Annotated in this window: 16 protein-coding genes; 11 read left to right on the plus strand and 5 right to left on the minus strand. The window is 30.0% G+C overall.

Features of this window, described 5'->3' with window-relative positions:
* Window positions 1–12 precede the first annotated feature (12 nt).
* On the minus strand, window positions 13–585 hold the full coding sequence (locus ABNT14_RS06645) for a fasciclin domain-containing protein (protein ID WP_101901462.1): 573 nt from the start codon (window positions 583–585) through the stop codon (window positions 13–15).
* A gap of 397 nt (window positions 586–982) precedes the next feature.
* Here ABNT14_RS06645 and ABNT14_RS06650 point away from each other — a divergent pair, with 397 nt between their 5' ends.
* The 7 genes from ABNT14_RS06650 (at window position 983) to ABNT14_RS06680 (ending at window position 8,181) form a co-directional block, all read left to right on the plus strand.
* The gene (locus tag ABNT14_RS06650) at window positions 983–1,219 is read left to right on the plus strand and encodes a hypothetical protein (RefSeq protein WP_101901460.1); all 237 of its coding nucleotides are present in this window, start codon (window positions 983–985) and stop codon (window positions 1,217–1,219) included.
* Window positions 1,220–1,227: 8 nt separating this feature from the next.
* Complete coding sequence (locus tag ABNT14_RS06655) at window positions 1,228–3,552, plus strand: molybdopterin-dependent oxidoreductase (protein ID WP_101901458.1); 2,325 nt, start codon at window positions 1,228–1,230, stop codon at window positions 3,550–3,552.
* A gap of 3 nt (window positions 3,553–3,555) precedes the next feature.
* Window positions 3,556–4,233 (plus strand): nitrate reductase cytochrome c-type subunit, encoded by a 678-nt coding sequence (locus ABNT14_RS06660; protein WP_234984964.1) that lies wholly within the window; start codon window positions 3,556–3,558, stop codon window positions 4,231–4,233.
* A gap of 6 nt (window positions 4,234–4,239) precedes the next feature.
* On the plus strand, window positions 4,240–4,869 hold the full coding sequence (locus ABNT14_RS06665) for a cytochrome c3 family protein (protein ID WP_145993545.1): 630 nt from the start codon (window positions 4,240–4,242) through the stop codon (window positions 4,867–4,869).
* 68 nt (window positions 4,870–4,937) lie between these two features.
* Window positions 4,938–6,092 carry a 4Fe-4S dicluster domain-containing protein gene (locus ABNT14_RS06670; RefSeq protein ID WP_101901454.1) on the plus strand — a complete coding sequence of 385 codons (1,155 nt, stop codon included), beginning with the start codon at window positions 4,938–4,940 and terminating at the stop codon, window positions 6,090–6,092.
* A 202-nt stretch (window positions 6,093–6,294) separates the two neighbouring features.
* The gene (gene dsrP / locus ABNT14_RS06675; protein WP_101901452.1) at window positions 6,295–7,524 is read left to right on the plus strand and encodes a sulfate reduction electron transfer complex DsrMKJOP subunit DsrP; all 1,230 of its coding nucleotides are present in this window, start codon (window positions 6,295–6,297) and stop codon (window positions 7,522–7,524) included.
* 81 nt (window positions 7,525–7,605) lie between these two features.
* Window positions 7,606–8,181: a helix-turn-helix domain-containing protein gene (locus ABNT14_RS06680; protein ID WP_101901450.1), complete on the plus strand. Its 576-nt coding sequence runs from the start codon at window positions 7,606–7,608 to the stop codon at window positions 8,179–8,181.
* On the opposite strand, the gene ABNT14_RS06685 is transcribed toward ABNT14_RS06680, so the two are convergent.
* The 4 genes from ABNT14_RS06685 to ABNT14_RS06700 all read right to left on the minus strand — a co-directional run bounded on the left by ABNT14_RS06685 (window position 8,178) and on the right by ABNT14_RS06700 (window position 14,217).
* Window positions 8,178–8,870: a phosphonatase-like hydrolase gene (locus tag ABNT14_RS06685; protein WP_431607940.1), complete on the minus strand. Its 693-nt coding sequence runs from the start codon at window positions 8,868–8,870 to the stop codon at window positions 8,178–8,180. The genes ABNT14_RS06680 and ABNT14_RS06685 overlap by 4 nt on opposite strands.
* 18 nt (window positions 8,871–8,888) lie before the next feature.
* Window positions 8,889–10,046: a TIGR03364 family FAD-dependent oxidoreductase gene (locus tag ABNT14_RS06690; protein WP_101901448.1), complete on the minus strand. Its 1,158-nt coding sequence runs from the start codon at window positions 10,044–10,046 to the stop codon at window positions 8,889–8,891.
* Complete coding sequence (locus ABNT14_RS06695) at window positions 10,036–11,298, minus strand: DUF5690 family protein (protein WP_234984963.1); 1,263 nt, start codon at window positions 11,296–11,298, stop codon at window positions 10,036–10,038. Before ABNT14_RS06695 ends, ABNT14_RS06690 begins: the two co-directional genes overlap by 11 nt.
* A 66-nt stretch (window positions 11,299–11,364) precedes the next feature.
* Window positions 11,365–14,217, minus strand: coding sequence for a TonB-dependent receptor (locus ABNT14_RS06700; protein ID WP_101901446.1), 2,853 nt, complete (start codon window positions 14,215–14,217; stop codon window positions 11,365–11,367).
* A 266-nt stretch (window positions 14,218–14,483) separates the two neighbouring features.
* Between ABNT14_RS06700 and ABNT14_RS06705 the strand changes: the two genes are divergently transcribed.
* The 4 genes from ABNT14_RS06705 to thrA all read left to right on the plus strand — a co-directional run bounded on the left by ABNT14_RS06705 (window position 14,484) and on the right by thrA (window position 17,951).
* Complete coding sequence (locus tag ABNT14_RS06705; protein ID WP_101901444.1) at window positions 14,484–14,843, plus strand: hypothetical protein; 360 nt, start codon at window positions 14,484–14,486, stop codon at window positions 14,841–14,843.
* Between the two features lie 6 nt (window positions 14,844–14,849).
* Window positions 14,850–15,230 (plus strand): YchJ family protein, encoded by a 381-nt coding sequence (locus tag ABNT14_RS06710; RefSeq protein ID WP_101901442.1) that lies wholly within the window; start codon window positions 14,850–14,852, stop codon window positions 15,228–15,230.
* Between the two features lie 33 nt (window positions 15,231–15,263).
* Window positions 15,264–15,404 (plus strand): hypothetical protein, encoded by a 141-nt coding sequence (locus ABNT14_RS06715; protein ID WP_159459514.1) that lies wholly within the window; start codon window positions 15,264–15,266, stop codon window positions 15,402–15,404.
* A 105-nt stretch (window positions 15,405–15,509) separates the two neighbouring features.
* The gene (gene thrA / locus ABNT14_RS06720) at window positions 15,510–17,951 is read left to right on the plus strand and encodes a bifunctional aspartate kinase/homoserine dehydrogenase I (RefSeq protein ID WP_101901440.1); all 2,442 of its coding nucleotides are present in this window, start codon (window positions 15,510–15,512) and stop codon (window positions 17,949–17,951) included.
* Window positions 17,952–17,963: the final 12 nt, after the last annotated feature.

Below are 17,963 nucleotides of genomic sequence, written 5' to 3' on the forward strand. Positions count from 1 at the left end.
TTCTATTTATTCTTATTTATCACTTGGCACTAATACATCTCCAATAACATGTATCCACCCATTACTAACTTTTACCGATTTTAATATTTTAGTTCCTCCCACATATAATTCATCATTTTTTTTAGTAACCTCTAAATACTTCCCTGATGCCATATATAATTTTCTATTTTTACGCACATTTTTATCTAATGTTTTAATCGTATAATTAGCGGGTGCAACATGATTTTTTAAAATGAACGCTAATTTTGGTTTGTTTTCTGACTTCAATAACGAGGCTATTGTTCCTTCAGGTAATTTATCAAAAGCTGTATTTACAGGAGCAAAAACAGTTAAAGGTCCTGCATTTACTAATGAATTTTCTAATCCTGCTGTTTTAATGGCAACAACTAATGTTTTAAAATCATCTAAAGAAGAGGCTACTTGCAAGGCGTTTGGAGCAGAATCTTCATCAATAACATCAGATTGTCCTTTTACTTTTGTTACAATATCTTTGTGAGTGTCTTTAATTACTATCTCTTTTTTTTCTTTACATGAAATGATTATAGAACATATAAATAATACTAGAATTATCGATTTTATTTTCATTTAATATAGTTTTTATACAATTATAATTTTACACAAAATTAAAATATCACCTCATGAAAAAACATGACAAATATCATACAGGACTTTTTTATCCTTTATACAATATCTAAATAACTACATAACATGCAGTTATTAAAAATAATATTAATTTGATTGTTTAGATACCACTATTTAGAACAAATACATACTATTTTTCTTTTGCTTATTTTCTTAACAACTACAGGCTCTTAAATCAGCTACAAAATTACTTGTAAAGCACTAACAAATAAGAGTTTAAAAAGTATTTTTTCTTGATAAAACTCAATATACTCAAACACAATCTACTGAAATACTGATAATTATCATATAAATTTCAACAAGGAGTTTCTACTTTGCAGAAAATTTAACAAGTATTTTTATGCCTATTAAAAGTTATTTAGCACATCCTTATGAAGGAGAAAAAGAAAACCTAAAAAAAGAACTAGAAACCATTAATGAATGTGAAATAATTACGGCAGAAAATAAAAATATATTAATTGTTATTACAGATACTGATAATGACATTAATGATAAAAAATTAAAAGAATCTATAGAAAGTTTACAAAGCTTAAAATTACTAGCCTTAGTTTCTGGATTTAATACACCTATAAAATAAATAACATTATGAGCGCCTCTTTAACAAGTAGACGAAGTTTTATAAAAAAAATGGCAGCCACAGCAGCAATGGCAGCTGCAGCAACAATGTTTCCTGGAATTATTTTTGCAAATGAACAACTCGCTGGAATACCTGAAGGAGATTTAGATTGGAAAAAAGGACCTTGTCGTTTTTGCGGTGTAGGTTGTGGTATTTTAGTAGGTGTTGAAAATGGAAAAGCTATTGCTGTAAAAGGAGATCCAAACTCAACAGTAAATAAAGGATTACTTTGTGTAAAAGGATATCATCAAACAATGTGTATTCAATCTAATGATAGATTAACACATGCTTTGGTCAAAAAAAATGGAAAATATGTAAAGACTCCTATAAGCGATGCCTTAGATATTGTTGCCAATAAAATGAAAGAAACCATTGAAAAACATGGTAAAGATTCGGTAGCAATGTACACATCTGGTCAATCAACTATTCCTGAAGGATATATAGCTTCTAAATTTATGAAAGGTGCTATTGGTACAAATAATCTAGATTGTAACGCTCGTTTATGTATGGCTAGTGCTGTAGCTGGATTTTTAACATCATTTGGAGCTGATGAACCAATGGGATGTTATGATGATTTAGATCATGCTGATTACTATATTACCTGGGGGAATAACATGGCAGAAATGCATCCTGTTTTATTTTCTAGAATGTTGTCTCAAAAAAATAAAAGAGGTGCTAAAATTATTGACCTAGCAACCAGAACAACACGCTCTAGTATGGCTGCTAATAAATCGATTCTCTTTGAACCTCAAACAGATTTAGCTATTGGTAATGCTATTTGTTACGAAATAATTAATAATGGTTGGGTAAATAAATCATTTGTTGAAAAGCACTGTAGCTTTAGTAAAGGTCTTACTAATATGGGATATGGTTTAGAAGATAAATATAAATTTAAAGACAAACCTACTAAAATAAATTTTGAAGAATACAAAGCATTTTTAGAAGATTATACACCTGAAAAAGTATCTAAACTAACCAAAGTATCTGTAAAAAACATTAAGTATCTAGCTGCTATTTACGGTAATCCAAATAAAAAAGTAATGTCACTTTGGTGTATGGGAGTTAACCAACATACTAGAGGTACATGGATGAATAATATTATTTATAACATTCACTTACTAACTGGTAAAATTTCACAACCAGGAAATAGTCCTTTTTCTTTAACAGGTCAGCCTTCTGCTTGTGGAACTGCTCGTGAAGTAGGAACATTTACACATAAACTTCCAAAAGGAGTTGTAATGAATCCTAAACACAGAGCAAAAGCAGCTAAAATTTGGAAAGTTCCTGTTGAAAGAATTCCATCAAAACCAACATATCACGCAACAGAAATGTTTAGAGCTGTTGACAGAGGCGATATTAAATTTATTTGGACACAAGCTGTAAATCCGTTAGTATCATTACCAAAAACGAGTCGTTATCGTCCTGCAATGGAAAAAGAATCTTGTTTTGTAGTGGTTTCTGATGTATTCCCTACACCTACTTCGGATGTTGCTGATGTTATTTTACCAGCTGCTTGGCATATCGAAAAAGACGGATTATATGGTAATTCAGAAAGAAGAACCCAACATTGGAACAAAATGGTGGAAGCTCCTGGTGATGCAACGCCTGATGCTTGGATGTTTATCGAAGTAGCCAAACGAATGGGATTCGGAGATTTATTTCCTTATAGTAAAGAAAATCATGCCGAAGAAATTTATAATGAATACCGTAAATTTCATGAAGGTGCAAAACACGGAATGGCACCTTTAGAGGTTTTAAAAAAACAATCTGGGGCTATTTGGCCTTATGTTGATGGAAAATCTACACAATGGAGATTCAATTCAAAATATGACCCTGCTTGTAAAAATGGAGAAGATTTTCACTTCTACGGAAAACCTGACGGAAAAGCAGTTATATGGCAACGTCCTTTTGAACCTGCTCCTGAAATGCCTGATGAAACATATCCATTTTGGCTAAATACAGGTAGAGTTATCGAACATTGGCACACAGGTTCTATGACTCGAAGAATACCTGTTTTACACAAAGCAATGCCACACGCTTACATTGAATTACATCCTGAAGATGCTAAAAAATACGGCATCAGAAATGGTGAAAAAATTAAAGTAAGTTCAAAAAGAGGCTCTTGTATTTTACCTGCATCTATCAATGAAAGAGGATTACCTACAAAAGGACAAGTTTTTGTACCATTTTTTGATGAAAACATGCTAATTAATGATGTTACTTTAGATGCCTTCTGCCCTATTTCTAAAGAACCAGATTATAAAAAATGTGCTGTTAAAATAGAAAAAGCATAAATTATGAGAAAACGATTAGGTATCATATCGCTATTTGTAATGTTGTTTATTGCTTTTATTGTTATTTGGAATTATAGTTATTACCAAGGACAAGAAAAAGCATACATCCCTATCAAAGAAAGCAAATCAGTTCAAATAATTCCTTCGGAAGCAGGTGTTTTTAAACGGTCAGAACATGCTTTAGATTATTCTAAAATACCTGTTGATGAAAAACATCAAAGAAATTTAAAATCATATTATAATAATAGAGCCTATCATGGAGCACCACCAAGTATTCCACATCCTACGGATGAAAATAACATAGGTGATAACACTTGTTTAAAATGTCATGAAAATGGCGGATTTGTAAATAAATTCAATGCTTATACACCTGTTACACCACATCCTGAATTGGTAAATTGTAAACAGTGTCATGTTGCTCAAAAATCAAAAACACTGTTTAAAAATGGAAATTTCGCAAAAGTACATGCTCCTAAAGTTGGAAATAATAATGCTTTAATAACAAGTCCGCCTGCAATACCTCATCAAATACAATTACGTGAAAATTGTTTAGCATGTCATGCAGGACCTAGTGCACCTAAAGAGATTAGAGTTTCACACCCTGAACGTGTTAATTGCAGACAATGTCATGTTCCAAACAATAAAGAACTTACTAGAATTAACGATTTTATCAGAAAATAAAACATAATGATACACAAAAATTATATAAAACAACTTTGGTTTTTAGGAATCGTTTTTTTATTGATAAGTACTTCTTGTAAACATAAAGAAGATGAATATCATAGCGTTAACGATAAAATTGAAGCAAAAAGTAAACACTATAAAGGGATAACTATTTCATCAGAAAAATATACTGCAAATTTAAAATTAGTAGAAATAACAGAAAATGGAATAACCTTTTCTATTCCTGATAGAAAAAATGCTATAAAGTCATACGCTTGTACAGAATGCCACAGTAAACCTTTGGATAAAATGCAAGAAAAAGACCTAAAAAAAGCACATTGGAATATTAAATTAAATCATGCAGATGCCAATACAATGAGCTGTACAACTTGCCATAATGGAAACAATATGGACAATCTTAAAAGTATAACAGGACATGCTATTGATTTTAATAACAGTTATAAATTATGTAGCCAATGTCATCAAAAACAATACAAAGATTGGACAGGTGGCGCACATGGTAAACGAATTGATAGCTGGGCGCCTCCAAGAGCATCAAAAACTTGTGTAAATTGTCATAATCCACATTCGCCTGGTTTTGAAACAAAATGGCCTGCAAGATTTAATACACAAATAGAAAAAGAACGTAAATAACCTAACATTTCATTAATATCAATTAGTTTTTTTGATTTTGATATTAACGATTTTATAGAAAAGAATATATGAGTGGAATTGGTAAATATTTTAGGTTGAATTTAAACAACACAACTAAACAAAAGGCTTCAAGTGGCGGATGTGGTTGTAGTAGTACTTCTGATGGATGTAATTCTCATTCTTCAAAAGAAGAAAATAAAAAGGTATCCGAAAAAAAAATAAGCAACGACGAGTTTTTTAGAGCTGCTGTAGATGCTTCTATTGGTGAAGAAAGACATAAAGATGGTTTTGAGCAAGTTTTTGATGTAAAAATGGATCGGAGAAGTGCCTTTAAAAAACTAACAGCTAGTTTATTAATTGGTGCTGGAGCAGTTTCATCTTGTACAAGTGTTGTTTCTAGTGATGCATCAAAAGAAAAAGCACAAATAGACTGGGAAGAGCAATTTAAAGGAAACTATAAATTGATGGATGACAAAGAAAAAAGTGCCACTGTTGATAGATTAGTACGTTCTTATCAATTACGTACAGGTAAAAACGTGAGTATGTCATCAAAAAATGCCGAAGAAGATGTATTATTTGGTTATGCTTTCAATATTTCTAAATGTCAGGGATATATGGATTGTGTAAGCGCTTGTGTTGAAGAAAATAATCAGGATAGAAATTCGCAAATGGAATATATCCGTATTCATGAAATGAAAGACGGAAAAGGTTTTAATTTCCATGAAGCTGATGATAATTATTATCATGAAGTGCCTGCGGAAGGACATTTTTATATGGGAACACAATGTTTTCATTGTGATAATCCACCTTGTGTAGAAGTTTGCCCTGTTCAAGCTACTTGGCGAGAAGAAGACGGAATTGTTGTTGTTGATTACGATTGGTGTGTCGGTTGTAGATACTGTATGGCTGCTTGCCCTTACGATGGTCGTCGTTTTAATTGGAGTAAACCCGAAGTTCCTGAAGAAGAAGTGAATAAAAATCAGCATTATTTAGGAAATCGAATGCGTAAAAAAGGTGTAATGGAAAAATGTACTTTCTGTGTGCAACGTTCTAGAGCTGGTAAAAATCCTGCTTGTGTTGAGGCCTGTCCTACTGGCGCACGTATTTTTGGAAATTTACTAGACCCTGAAAGCACTATTCGCTGGGTTTTAGAAAACAAGAAAGTATTCCGATTAAAAGAAGATTTAGGTACAGAACCTAAGTTTTGGTATTTTATGGATTAACTTCTTTTGCGTTAGGGATTGCAGTGGTATCCTTTTTAAAATTTTTTAATAAATAAGCACACTATTTTAATATAACAAAACTTATTAAAATAAGTACTTAATATAGTAGAAATTAAATTTTAAAAAGATTTAACGGAAAGCCCGACCCTTTTGGGGAACGCCCTAAATAATAGATATAATAAGCATTATAATAAAAAATAAAATGAGAAAACTTAAAGTTTTTACAAGTTTAATTAAAGACAGTCTCGACATTATTACTCATGGCTCTAAAAAGTATCATTTATGGATGGCTTTTTTAACCTTAATAATGTTGATTGGAATGTATTGTTATTCGATTCAAATAGAACACGGATTGAGTGTTACCGGTATGACAGACCGTGTAAGTTGGGGATTATATATTTCTAATTTTACCTTTTTAGTGGGTGTTGCTGCGGCTGCTGTTATGCTAGTAATGCCTACCTATGTTTTAAAAGATGTCGATTTTAAACAAGCCGTACTTATAGGAGAAGGCTTAGCCGTTGCCGCCTTAATAATGTGTTTAGCTTTTGTGGTTGCCGATATGGGAGGTCCTGCCGTTTTATGGCATATGATGCCGATTATTGGTGTTTTTAACTTCCCTAATTCAATGCTTACTTGGGATGTTATCGCTTTAAATGGTTATTTATTTATAAATATTAGCATTCCTTTTTATATTTTATTCAGACATTATCAAGGAAAAGAATCTAAGAAAAGTGTGTATTTACCTGGAGCAATACTTTCTGTTTTTTGGGCAGTTGGTATTCACTTAGTAACCGCATTTTTATATCAAGGATTACAAGCAAAACCCTTTTGGAATACCGCATTATTAGGACCTCGATTTTTAGCCTCTGCTTTTGCTGCTGGTCCTGCATTAATTATTTTAGTATTAGCTATTATTAGAACTTATACCGAGTTTAAAATTGAAGATAAAACTATTAAAAAATTAGCTTTAGTAGTTACTGTTGCTGCTCAAATTAACTTAATTATGTTAGTTTCTGAATTATTTAAAGAATTTTATGCACCAACACACCATAGTGAAAGTGCGTATTATTTATTCTTCGGATTAGATGGAAAAACAGCTTTATTACCATGGATTTGGACAGCTATTACATTAAATGTTTTAGCAACCGTTTTATTAACTTTTCATAAACTCCGTAATAATTTTAAAGTACTGTTTTTTGCTTGTAGTATTTTATTTATTGCCATTTGGATTGAAAAAGGTTTTGGTTTAATTGTTCCTGGATTTATCCCAGGTCCTTACGGTAAAATAGCAGAATACACACCTACTGGAATTGAAATTGGTGTTACCTTAGGTATTTGGGCAATGGGAGCACTTATTTTTACCGTTTTAGCAAGAACAGCTATTCAAATTGAAATTGGTAAAATGAGATACAAAAAAAAGTCAAATGACTAATTTTTATAAGAGCATTTTTTATTTCTAAAAAAATAGATTTTATAAAATAACAAAAAACGTTATTTTAGCAAATAAAAAAGCATGAGTAATTTTTTAATAGGTATTGGTAAACGTATCAAAATCATTCGAAAAGAACAAAAATTAACCATTAGTGAAGTTGCTTCAAATGCAGGTGTATCAAATGGTTTAATTTCTAGAATAGAAAACGGAAGAACCATTCCATCATTACCTGTTTTATTAGAATTAATAAGTGCCTTAAAAATTGATGCAAGTGCTTTTTTTAAAGATATTGAAAATTCACAAGCAAGTAATTATATTCATATTAGAAAAGAACAACAACAATTAATTGAAAAAGAAGTTGAAGCTAAAGGTTTTACTTATAATTATATTTTTAGTAAAAGTTTATCTGCCATAGGTTTTGAAGCTGTTATTTTAAATATAAACCCAAACTCTAAAAGAGAGAAAGTAGTTACTGATGCTTGGGAGTTTAAATATATTATTAGCGGAAGTTGTACATATTATATTGGTGAAGATGAAATTATTGTAAATAAAGGTGATTCGTTATATTTTAACGGAAAAATACCTCATCTACCTTTTAATCATACAGCACAAGATTGTACAATGCTTGTGCTGTATTTTTTTATTGATGCTAATTAAATTACTTTAAAAGTATCTTTTAAATTTACCAATGATTCTAAAACATACGTTGGTTTTTCTTTTTCTAATTGTACTTTTGTTTGTGCACCCGATAAAACACCTACTGTAATTCCACAACCTGCATTTTTTCCTTCTTCAATATCAATAGCAGAATCACCTGCTTTTAACACTTTTGAAGCATCAGTAATTCCGAATAATTCCATAGCTTGAAATATCATATCTGGGTGTGGACGACCGTTTACAACATCACTTGCTGTAATTAACGCATCATAATGTATTTTTTCATCCCACTGTAATTTATCTAATAATAAAGTCGCTGTTTTTCTATCATATCCTGTGTTTAAAACAACTTTAATTCCTTCCGATCGTAAATTTAACAACACCTTTTCAACTCCTTTTATCGGTTTTACTTCTAAAACGCCATACGCCACTGCTAATAATTTTTTAAAATTATCAAAAATAGTTTGAGAATCTTTTAATTTATCAGAATTTAAATGTATTAAAACATCTTTAATTGCTTTATGTTTTTCTTTACCTGCTCCATATTCTAAAACAGTTTCTAAAGAAACCTCAACATTAAAATTTTGTATTGCTTTATGTAATGTTTTATATACTACATTTTGCTCATCGACTGTTGTTCCTGCCATATCAAAAACAACCATTTCTATTTTTCTCTTTGTTTCGCTCATCATCATCATTATTATGTATTAATTATTAAATATTTTATTGATATTTTCTTTTGAAAACCCAGCACTTCCTGTCATTCCTTTTCCACCGATACCTGTTACAACATGCACATTATCACTTACTCCATATTCAAAAATATCTTTTTCTTTACATTGACTATAAAAACCCGCCCATTTATATTGAATATCATAAGTTGGTAAGTCTATTATTTTTTTAGCTTCTGCAATCATAAAATTGTCAATATCCTCATTTAAGTCAAAACCTAAATCATCGCTATTTTTTGCAGTTGCATATTCGTGAGAATCTCCTAAAATTATCGAACCATCCGTAGCTTGTTTAAATAAAATATGAACACCATATTTTTTCTGAAAACTATCAGGATCTTCTTTTGCTTTAATTTGATTCCAAGACACACATTCTTCAAAAGCCTCATACCTTCGGATTGTAGAACCTGTTAAAATAGAACCATCTAAAGTGTAATTTTTTTGAGGCTTAGTTTGCATCATTTGTAATTTAGAAACTACCAAATCACTGTTATTATAAATTGATGGATACAACGTTTTAAAATCTACCCCATTACAAATAATAACTTTTGATGCTTTAAATACCGCATAGATTGAAGATGTTACCATCACTTCATTATTTATTTCTTCTGTATTAATTACAGTAGTATTATAATAAATATCAATATTTTTTTCTGCGGATAAAAAAGAATGCAAGCGATGAATCATCGTTTTTGGCTCTACTGTTACTTCTTCAGGAAAAAACAAGCCTGCCTTACAATAATCTGCACGTAATCCTGCATATTTATCTAAACATTGTGCCTTTGTTAATAGATTTGAAGTATAATTATTGTTTTTATTAATTTGATGTAATTCTTCAATTAACTGAACCTCTTCATCATTAGAAGCTAAATAAACCGTACCATTTTGACGAATTGTAACATCAAACTGACTTTGAATATCTTTATAAATAGCTAAACTTTCTCTTCCATAATTTTGCCATTTTTGATTCATTCCCGAAGGTACTACTTGTCCGAAATTACGAACCGTTGCTCCTTGTGGCTTAGTATCTCTTTCTAAAATTGCTACTGATAATCCTTTTTTTGCTGCGTGATAAGCGTGAAAAGTTCCTAAAACTCCACCTCCAACAACGATTAAATCATACTTATTGTTCATATGCTAATTCTTTTAATTGTACTGGTTTTTTGTACTTATTCTTAAAAAACTGAAAACTATAAATTGTTATGGCTAATCCTATAAATGCTAAAAAATATAGTGCTTGTGTAAAAAATGAAAGCCAAGAAATATCTCCTTTTCCAAAATTCTTATAAAGAAGAATCAGAATGCTTCCTAAATATCCGAAGGCATCGGCAATGTAAATTAAGAAACCTACGTTTCCGTTAATTTTAAAAGTTGCAATCATTCTATCAAAGAAAATTCCGTTAAAAGGCACGTAACAACTGTACAGTCCTATTCCTGAAACCACCATCCAAAATAATGGTGTAATAACTTGTTGTTGATATAAATATGTTGATACCAAAATTGAAATACACCCAATAATCAACACATAATGATAATACATAAAGGCTTTATAATTTTTAGTGATACTACCTATCATTCCTAAAACAACCAATACAATAATTGCTATTGGGATTTCTGAAATACTATAAATAGAAGCATCTGTATAACCTAACGAATCCCATATTTCTCTGGCAAAATTGTCTCTAAAATCTCTAATTGATGTTAATAACATAAAGAAGAAAACGATAAAAGTTAAAGGCAATGCGTATTTTTTAAATAACTGCTTTCTTTCTTGTTTATTTAATGGCTTTCTTACGGCTCTTAATAGTTTATCTTCTGTTGTTGGTGGTGGTAATTTTTCTAATAACCACGCAAAAAACAGCAATGGAAGTATAAAAAATAACCCTGTAATAAATGGCATCCAATATTCATCAAACTGAAATTTATCTAATACCATTTTACCTATTGTTTTAACAGCTCCTGAAGAAACTATAAAACTAGACGATAAAATTACTCCTAATAATTCGGTTGATTTTCGTCCTTCTAGATAAGAAAATACAATTCCCCAAATCATTCCTAATGGTAATCCGTTTAAAAATAAAAAGAGAATATTATAAGGTGCTGGAATAACAGCAAAACCCAACAACGCTAATTCTGCTGAAAAAATAAAACCAACTAAATAAAGCATTCTTTTGTATGATTTCATTTCTGAAATTACTTTTATACCAACAAATTTCGATAATGTATAACCAACCACTTGAGCTACAATTAATAAAATTTTATAATCAACACCCCAAAAAGCTAAGTTTTCAAATGTTGCTACTGTAAAAGGTTTCCTAAAAGCATACATACAAAAATAAGTACCGAATGCAGCAATAGAAGCTTGTAATAAAAAACGTAAACGCATGAGTTCTTTTTTTTAACATCATTAGCCCTCAATTGTTGAGGGCTTTATGACTGTATTTAAAAACCACTATAAAGTGAATTTAACACCAATGTTTCCTTTAACACCGTAGTATTCTACTTGTTTCGGGCGGTCTTGGCTTTTACCGTAATGATATATAAGGGGATTATTTAAAATATTATTGAAATCGGTATATATTGTCCATTTTTTTCCTATTTGATAAGATGCTGAAAAATCTAACGTATTATATTTTCCGTAATACACATCATCAATATCTCTTTCTCCGTAAGCAATAGCGTATTTACCTTTATGATTAAAAGCTACTCGAGTATTAAATCCACCTTTTTCAAAAAATAACTGTGCATTAAATAAACTACCTGCTTGATAAGCCATTCCTACTTTTCTTCCACTTGCTTTTGTCATTTCAGAATCCATAAACGTAGCGTTTAATTGTGTTCCAAAGTATTTTAAAAATCCTGGTAAGAAATCAAAACGTCTGTTAATTCCTAATTCTAAACCACCAATCCATGATGCTCCTCCACCGTTTACAGGGGTCGTAAATTCAACACCTTCTTTTCCGTTATAAGTTCCTTGATAAGTATCATTATAAATAATATCTGTAATCGATTTATAAAAAACACCTGCATTTACAACACCTACATTTTGAAAGTAATATTCTCCTAATAAATCAAAATTCCATGAAAATGTTGGATTTAAATCAGGATTACCTCCTTTAAATTCATTATCAAAAGAAATAAAAGTTCCTGATGGAGAAATATCACCAAAATTAGGTCTTGAAAAACTTCTTGTTGCTGCAAAACGGATATTTAAATCTCTTTTAGGAGAATATTTAACGTGTAACATTGGTAATACCGCCCAATATTTTTTAGTCTTTATTGATTTTTTCAAAGCATCATTTTCAACAACATACCCTGATACTTTTGTTTCAGTTTTTGTAGCTCTTAATCCTCCTAAAATAGTCCACTTTTCAGAAGCTTTTAAAGTTCCCATACCATAAAATGATAAATGAGTTTCATCTACATCAAAATTTCTTCCTAATCCACTATTATATTGTAAAGCAGAAGAATCATCTTCTAAAACTTTTAAGTTATTTTTATTTGATGCCCAAAAATTATTCATTCCTTCGGTAGATAAAACAGGTCCAAAAGTTGATTGAATATTAGAACCCATTTCATTTAAATAATCTGCACGACCTGGTTGCTCAATAATATACTGAGAAGAATCTGATAACATTGGAGTTTCTCCTGCACCATTCCATCCGTAGTATAAATCTTCAAAAGTTGCTCTACGATCTTTATCTCTATATTTAGTACCTACTTTAATTTTGAAGTTATCGTTAATCGTATGTTCATAATTTAATGAGGCTGCTATATTATCTCTTTCTTTTATTGATATTTTGTATAATTCTAAATCTGAAAACTTCATTTTAGTTGCATCCATTTTAAATTTAGAATCGCTAAAAAATCCAAATAAAGCATCTGTATTATTATAATCTAATTTTCCACCATCTGCTTTCCAATAAGCTCTATCATCACCAGCACCACCAGCATCTTTTGGTCTGTTATCTAAATAATCAGCATTGATATCAACACCATCTTGTTTAAACTTTACAACAAAATAACTTTTATCTTGTGCTGTTGGCGTATTTCCGTATTTAAATTCATTAGCATAAGAAGCAATACTCCAATCAAATTTTCCATTTTCAACAAGATGTCTTCCTCCTATTTCTTTTCCAAAAAGCTCTGTAATTAATTCGTTATGTATATTTTGTAATTCTACTCTTGTAGTACTTGTTCCTGAATCGAATTTATCAAAACGAATTCTATGCTTATAATGTTCTTCGGTATCAGATAAAGTTCCATAAACTCCTCTAAAGTACATTTTATGAGCAGGTGTAAAATTATATTCCATCGCTGCATTTAATCCCATGGTAATTCTTACTCCATTATAATCTCTTAACTCCATTCTAAAAACACCTTCGTCTCCTTTTCTACGTGCTTCAAAATTATCAGTACCCCAACTTCTATTCCAATAAGAACCATTAACCATATACCCGAATTTCCCGTCTTTACTTTTGTTACCAATAGTTAAAGAAGCATTATAAATTGGTTCACCCGATTTTTCGTTAAAACCTCCACCAATATTTACATTTAAAAGTTTTTTAGTTGGAGCTGTTTGTGTGATGAAATTTACACCGCCACCAATACCATCTGATTCCATATCAGGTGTGTATGCTTTTGCAGCTTGTACGTATGAAATTAATTCCGATGGAAAAAAATCAAAAGCTGTTGCACGTGAAGTCGTTTCTTCTTCGGCTGTTGGAAGTCTATTTCCGTTAATAGTTGTTGATGTCCAAAACGGAGGCAATCCTCTTACCGATACAAAACGTCCTTCACCTTGGTCTCTTTCAATAGATAATCCTTGAATACGTTGCACAGTTTCCGCTGCATTACGGTCTGGTAATTTACCAATACCATCAGAAGCAATTACACTCATAATACTCATTGATTTTTTTTGAATACTCAAAGCTTTTGCTTCACTATTTCTTCTTGCTCCTCCATTAATTACAACTTCTTCTAGTGCATTTTCAGAAGGCAATAATGCTACTACACCTATATTTTTACTAGCACTACCAACAATAGAAACATCTACTATTTTTGTTTGAAAACCGATATAAGAAATTTCTAATTTTATGGTACCATTTTTCATTTTATTTATCACAAAATTTCCATCAAAATCTGTATAAACTCCTTTTGTAGTTTCTGCTACCGAAACACTTGCTCCAGGTAACGGAAAATTACCATCAGTTACAATTCCTGAAACGTTAGCTTCTTGTGAAAAAATAGCATTACTTATAAAAAGAACTACTAGTGTACTTAATAAAAGTTTAAATTTATTCATTTGTTTAGTTTTACAATAGTTAAATTATCTAATACAAATCACGTTATATTTTTACTATTTGTAAACTTTTAAATATTAAGAAAACTTTTACAAAAAGATATTTTAATGTTATAGAATTGTTAATTAAGTCATTATATTCTTTAAATTAACAATTATAACATTAGCTTTTTTTATATAAAATTACACCTGTTAAATAAATAATATAATTAGTTCGTACTTTTGTATGTTACATAAACTATAGTAACTTTACACTTTATAATACAATAATGATAATACAAGACTTAGTTGGTAAGTATACTATAATTGGTAATAATCAAGATTCAGAAGAACATTCTTATAAAGGAGTACTTTCTTTAAAACTTGATATTAATAATCGAATAATTGCCAAATGGTTAATCAATAATGAACAAGAACAAATTGGTTCAGGTTTTTTTAATGATAATATATTAGTTATCAATTTTAATTATAAAGGAGAAGATAATAATACTTATAAGGGAGTTGTGGTTTACAGATGTATTTCTAAAGATATTTTAGATGGATTTTGGTCTGAAAAACATGGAAACCCGCTATTTTTAGGAAAAGAACGTTGTTTTAGAATTGATACAAATAATAATCTCTTAAATTAATAAAACATGAAATGCCCTTGTAATCCTACTAAAAACTATGCTGATTGTTGTGAAATAGCACATAAAAACATTCAAAATGTTATAACAGCCGAACAATTAATGCGCTCTCGTTACAGTGCCTTTGTGTTAGCTAATATTGATTATTTACATAAAAGCCATCATTCAAGCACTCGTCCTTCGAAAGAAGAAAATAAAGAAATTTTACTTTGGACAAAATCTGTTGAATGGATAAAGTTAGAAATTATCAATACAAATAAAGGTACAGCTTCTGAAATTACAGGAAATGTAATGTTTGAAGCATTTTTCAAAGAAAATGATAAAATAAATAGCATAAAAGAGAATTCTTCTTTCTGTAAAGAAGATAATAATTGGGTATATTTAAAATGAAATTGATTTTTTTTAAATAAAAAACACTGATTATTGAAAAAAAAGTTTACATTTGATACAGTGTTAAACAACAGAACAAATATCATTTCTTTACCTATCGTAGCTCCTACGATAAATTCTGTTGGCTTAATTATTTCTACAATTATTATTTCTATTATCATTATTACCCTTTAGGGGTTAATTATATACATATCACTTTCGTACCTATTTATTTTTTCAAAATTGAAAAACAGATAAATAACAACCTATATTTTTATAATAATTTTTATACCTTTTAAGATGAAAGTTTTAAAATTCGGAGGTTCATCCGTAGCTAATAGTGAAACAATAAGTAAAGTAGTTAAAATAGTAGCAAATGCTTCAGCTAAAGAAAAAATAGCTGTTGTTGTTTCTGCTTTTGGCAAAACAACTAATAAATTAATAGCATCTGCAAATAAAGCAGCTAATAATGATGTAAATTATACCATTCTTTTTAAAGAAGTAGCACAACATCATGCAGAAGTAATTTCAGATTTAGTTAAAAAAGATGCACAATCTGAAGTTCAGGAGCATGTAAATACCTTATTTAATCAATTACAAACTTTATTAGAAGGTTGTTTTTTACTAAGTGAAGTTACACCAAAAACAATGGCTACAATTAGTGGTTTTGGTGAACGTTTATCATCTTATATAATTTCTGAAGTTACTAAAAACACTTTAAATGCTAATTATAAAGATAGTAGAGAACTTATTATTACTTCTAATGTTTTTGATAAAGCACAAGTAAATTTTGCTGTTACCAATAAAAACTGTCAAGATTATTTTAATCAAAATAAATATCAAGTAACAGTTTTACCAGGTTTTATAGCCAAAACAGAAAACGGACTACCAACAACATTAGGTAGAGGAGGTTCTGATTATACTGCCGCTATTTATGCAGCTGCTTTACAAGCAAACGAATTACAAATCTGGACAGATGTTAGTGGAATGTTTACTGCAAATCCGAGTGTTGTAAAACAAGCTTTTCCTATTCCTGAAATTTCATATCAAGAAGCAATGGAACTTTCACATTTTGGAGCAAAAGTTATTTATCCTCCTACTATTCAACCAGTATTAGAAAAAGAAATTCCTATTGTAATAAAGAACACTTTTGAACCATCAAATGTGGGTACTTTAATTGCTAAAAATGTAAAAAGCACTAATTTAGTAAAAGGAATAACACATATAGAAGATATTACTTTATTAACTTTAGAAGGTACTGGAATGGTTGGTGTATCTGGTATTTCTAAACGTTTATTTGAAACACTTTCTAATAAAGATGTTAGTGTAGTATTAATTACACAAGCTTCTTCAGAGCACTCTATTTGTGTTGGAATTTATGATGAAGATGCTAAAAAAGCCGAAAAAGCTATTAATGATGCTTTTGAAACTGAAATAGAGCGTCAAAAAATAAAACCTGTAATTGTAGAACAAGGTTTAGCTATTTTAGCTTTAGTTGGTGATAACATGAAAAATCATCAAGGTTTAAGTGGGCAAATGTTTAGCGCCTTAGGAAAAAACAATGTAAATATTAGAGCTATTGCACAAGGTGCTTCTCAAAAAAATATATCAGCAGTGATAGATAGTAAAGATGCTAAAAAAGGATTAAACACCTTGCACGAACAATTTTTTGAAGAAAAAGTAAAACAACTTAATTTATTTGTTACAGGTGTTGGTAATGTTGGTGAGCGATTTTTAGCGCAAATAAATCAACAAAAAGACTACTTAAAAGAACATTTAAAAATGAGTATTCGTGTTGTTGGACTTGCAAATTCTAAAAAAATGACTTTTGATACCAATGGTATCGATTTAAATAATTGGAAAGATGCATTAAGTAACGGAGAACCTGCTACTTTAGATGATTTTTTCAATAAAACAAAAAATTACAATCTACGTAACGCTGTTTTTGTAGATAATACGGCTAATCAGAAAGTATCTGAAACATACGAACAATACTTACGCAATAGTATTGCTGTAGTTACTTGTAATAAAATAGCCTGTGCATCTAGCTTAGAAAACTATAAAACATTAAAAGCTGTATCAAGAAAATACAACGCTCCTTTCTTATTTGAAACAAACGTAGGTGCTGGTTTACCAGTTATTGATACACTTAAAAACTTAATTGCTTCTGGTGATAGAGTTCAAAAAATACAAGCAGTTTTATCGGGGAGTTTAAATTTTGTTTTTAATAACTTTAATGAAAATACTACTTTTCATGATGTTGTTGCTCAAGCTCAAAAAGAAGGATATACAGAACCAGACCCTAAAATTGATTTAAGCGGTGTTGATGTTGCCAGAAAAATATTAATATTAGCTCGTGAAAGTGGTTATGAATTAGAATTATCTGATATTGATAATAATGCTTTCTTACCTGAAAAAAGCTTAAACACAACCAATAATGATGATTTTTACGCTAGTTTAACAGAATTTGAGGCTCATTTTCAAAATATATTTAAAGAAGCTAACGATAAAAACTGTCGTTTAAAATATGTTGCCGAATTTGCTAATGGTAAAGCTAAAGTAGGTTTACAACACATTCCTGCTGACCATCCTTTTTACAATTTAGAAGGAAGTGATAATATTGTGTTATTTTTTACAGACAGATATCCTGTAAATCCTTTATTAATAAAAGGTGCTGGAGCTGGTGCAGATGTTACTGCTTCAGGAATTTTTGCGGATGTAATTCGCATCGGAAATAGTTAAAATATTAAAAAT

The organism is Tenacibaculum dicentrarchi (assembly GCF_964036635.1).
GTDB lineage: Bacteria > Bacteroidota > Bacteroidia > Flavobacteriales > Flavobacteriaceae > Polaribacter > Polaribacter dicentrarchi.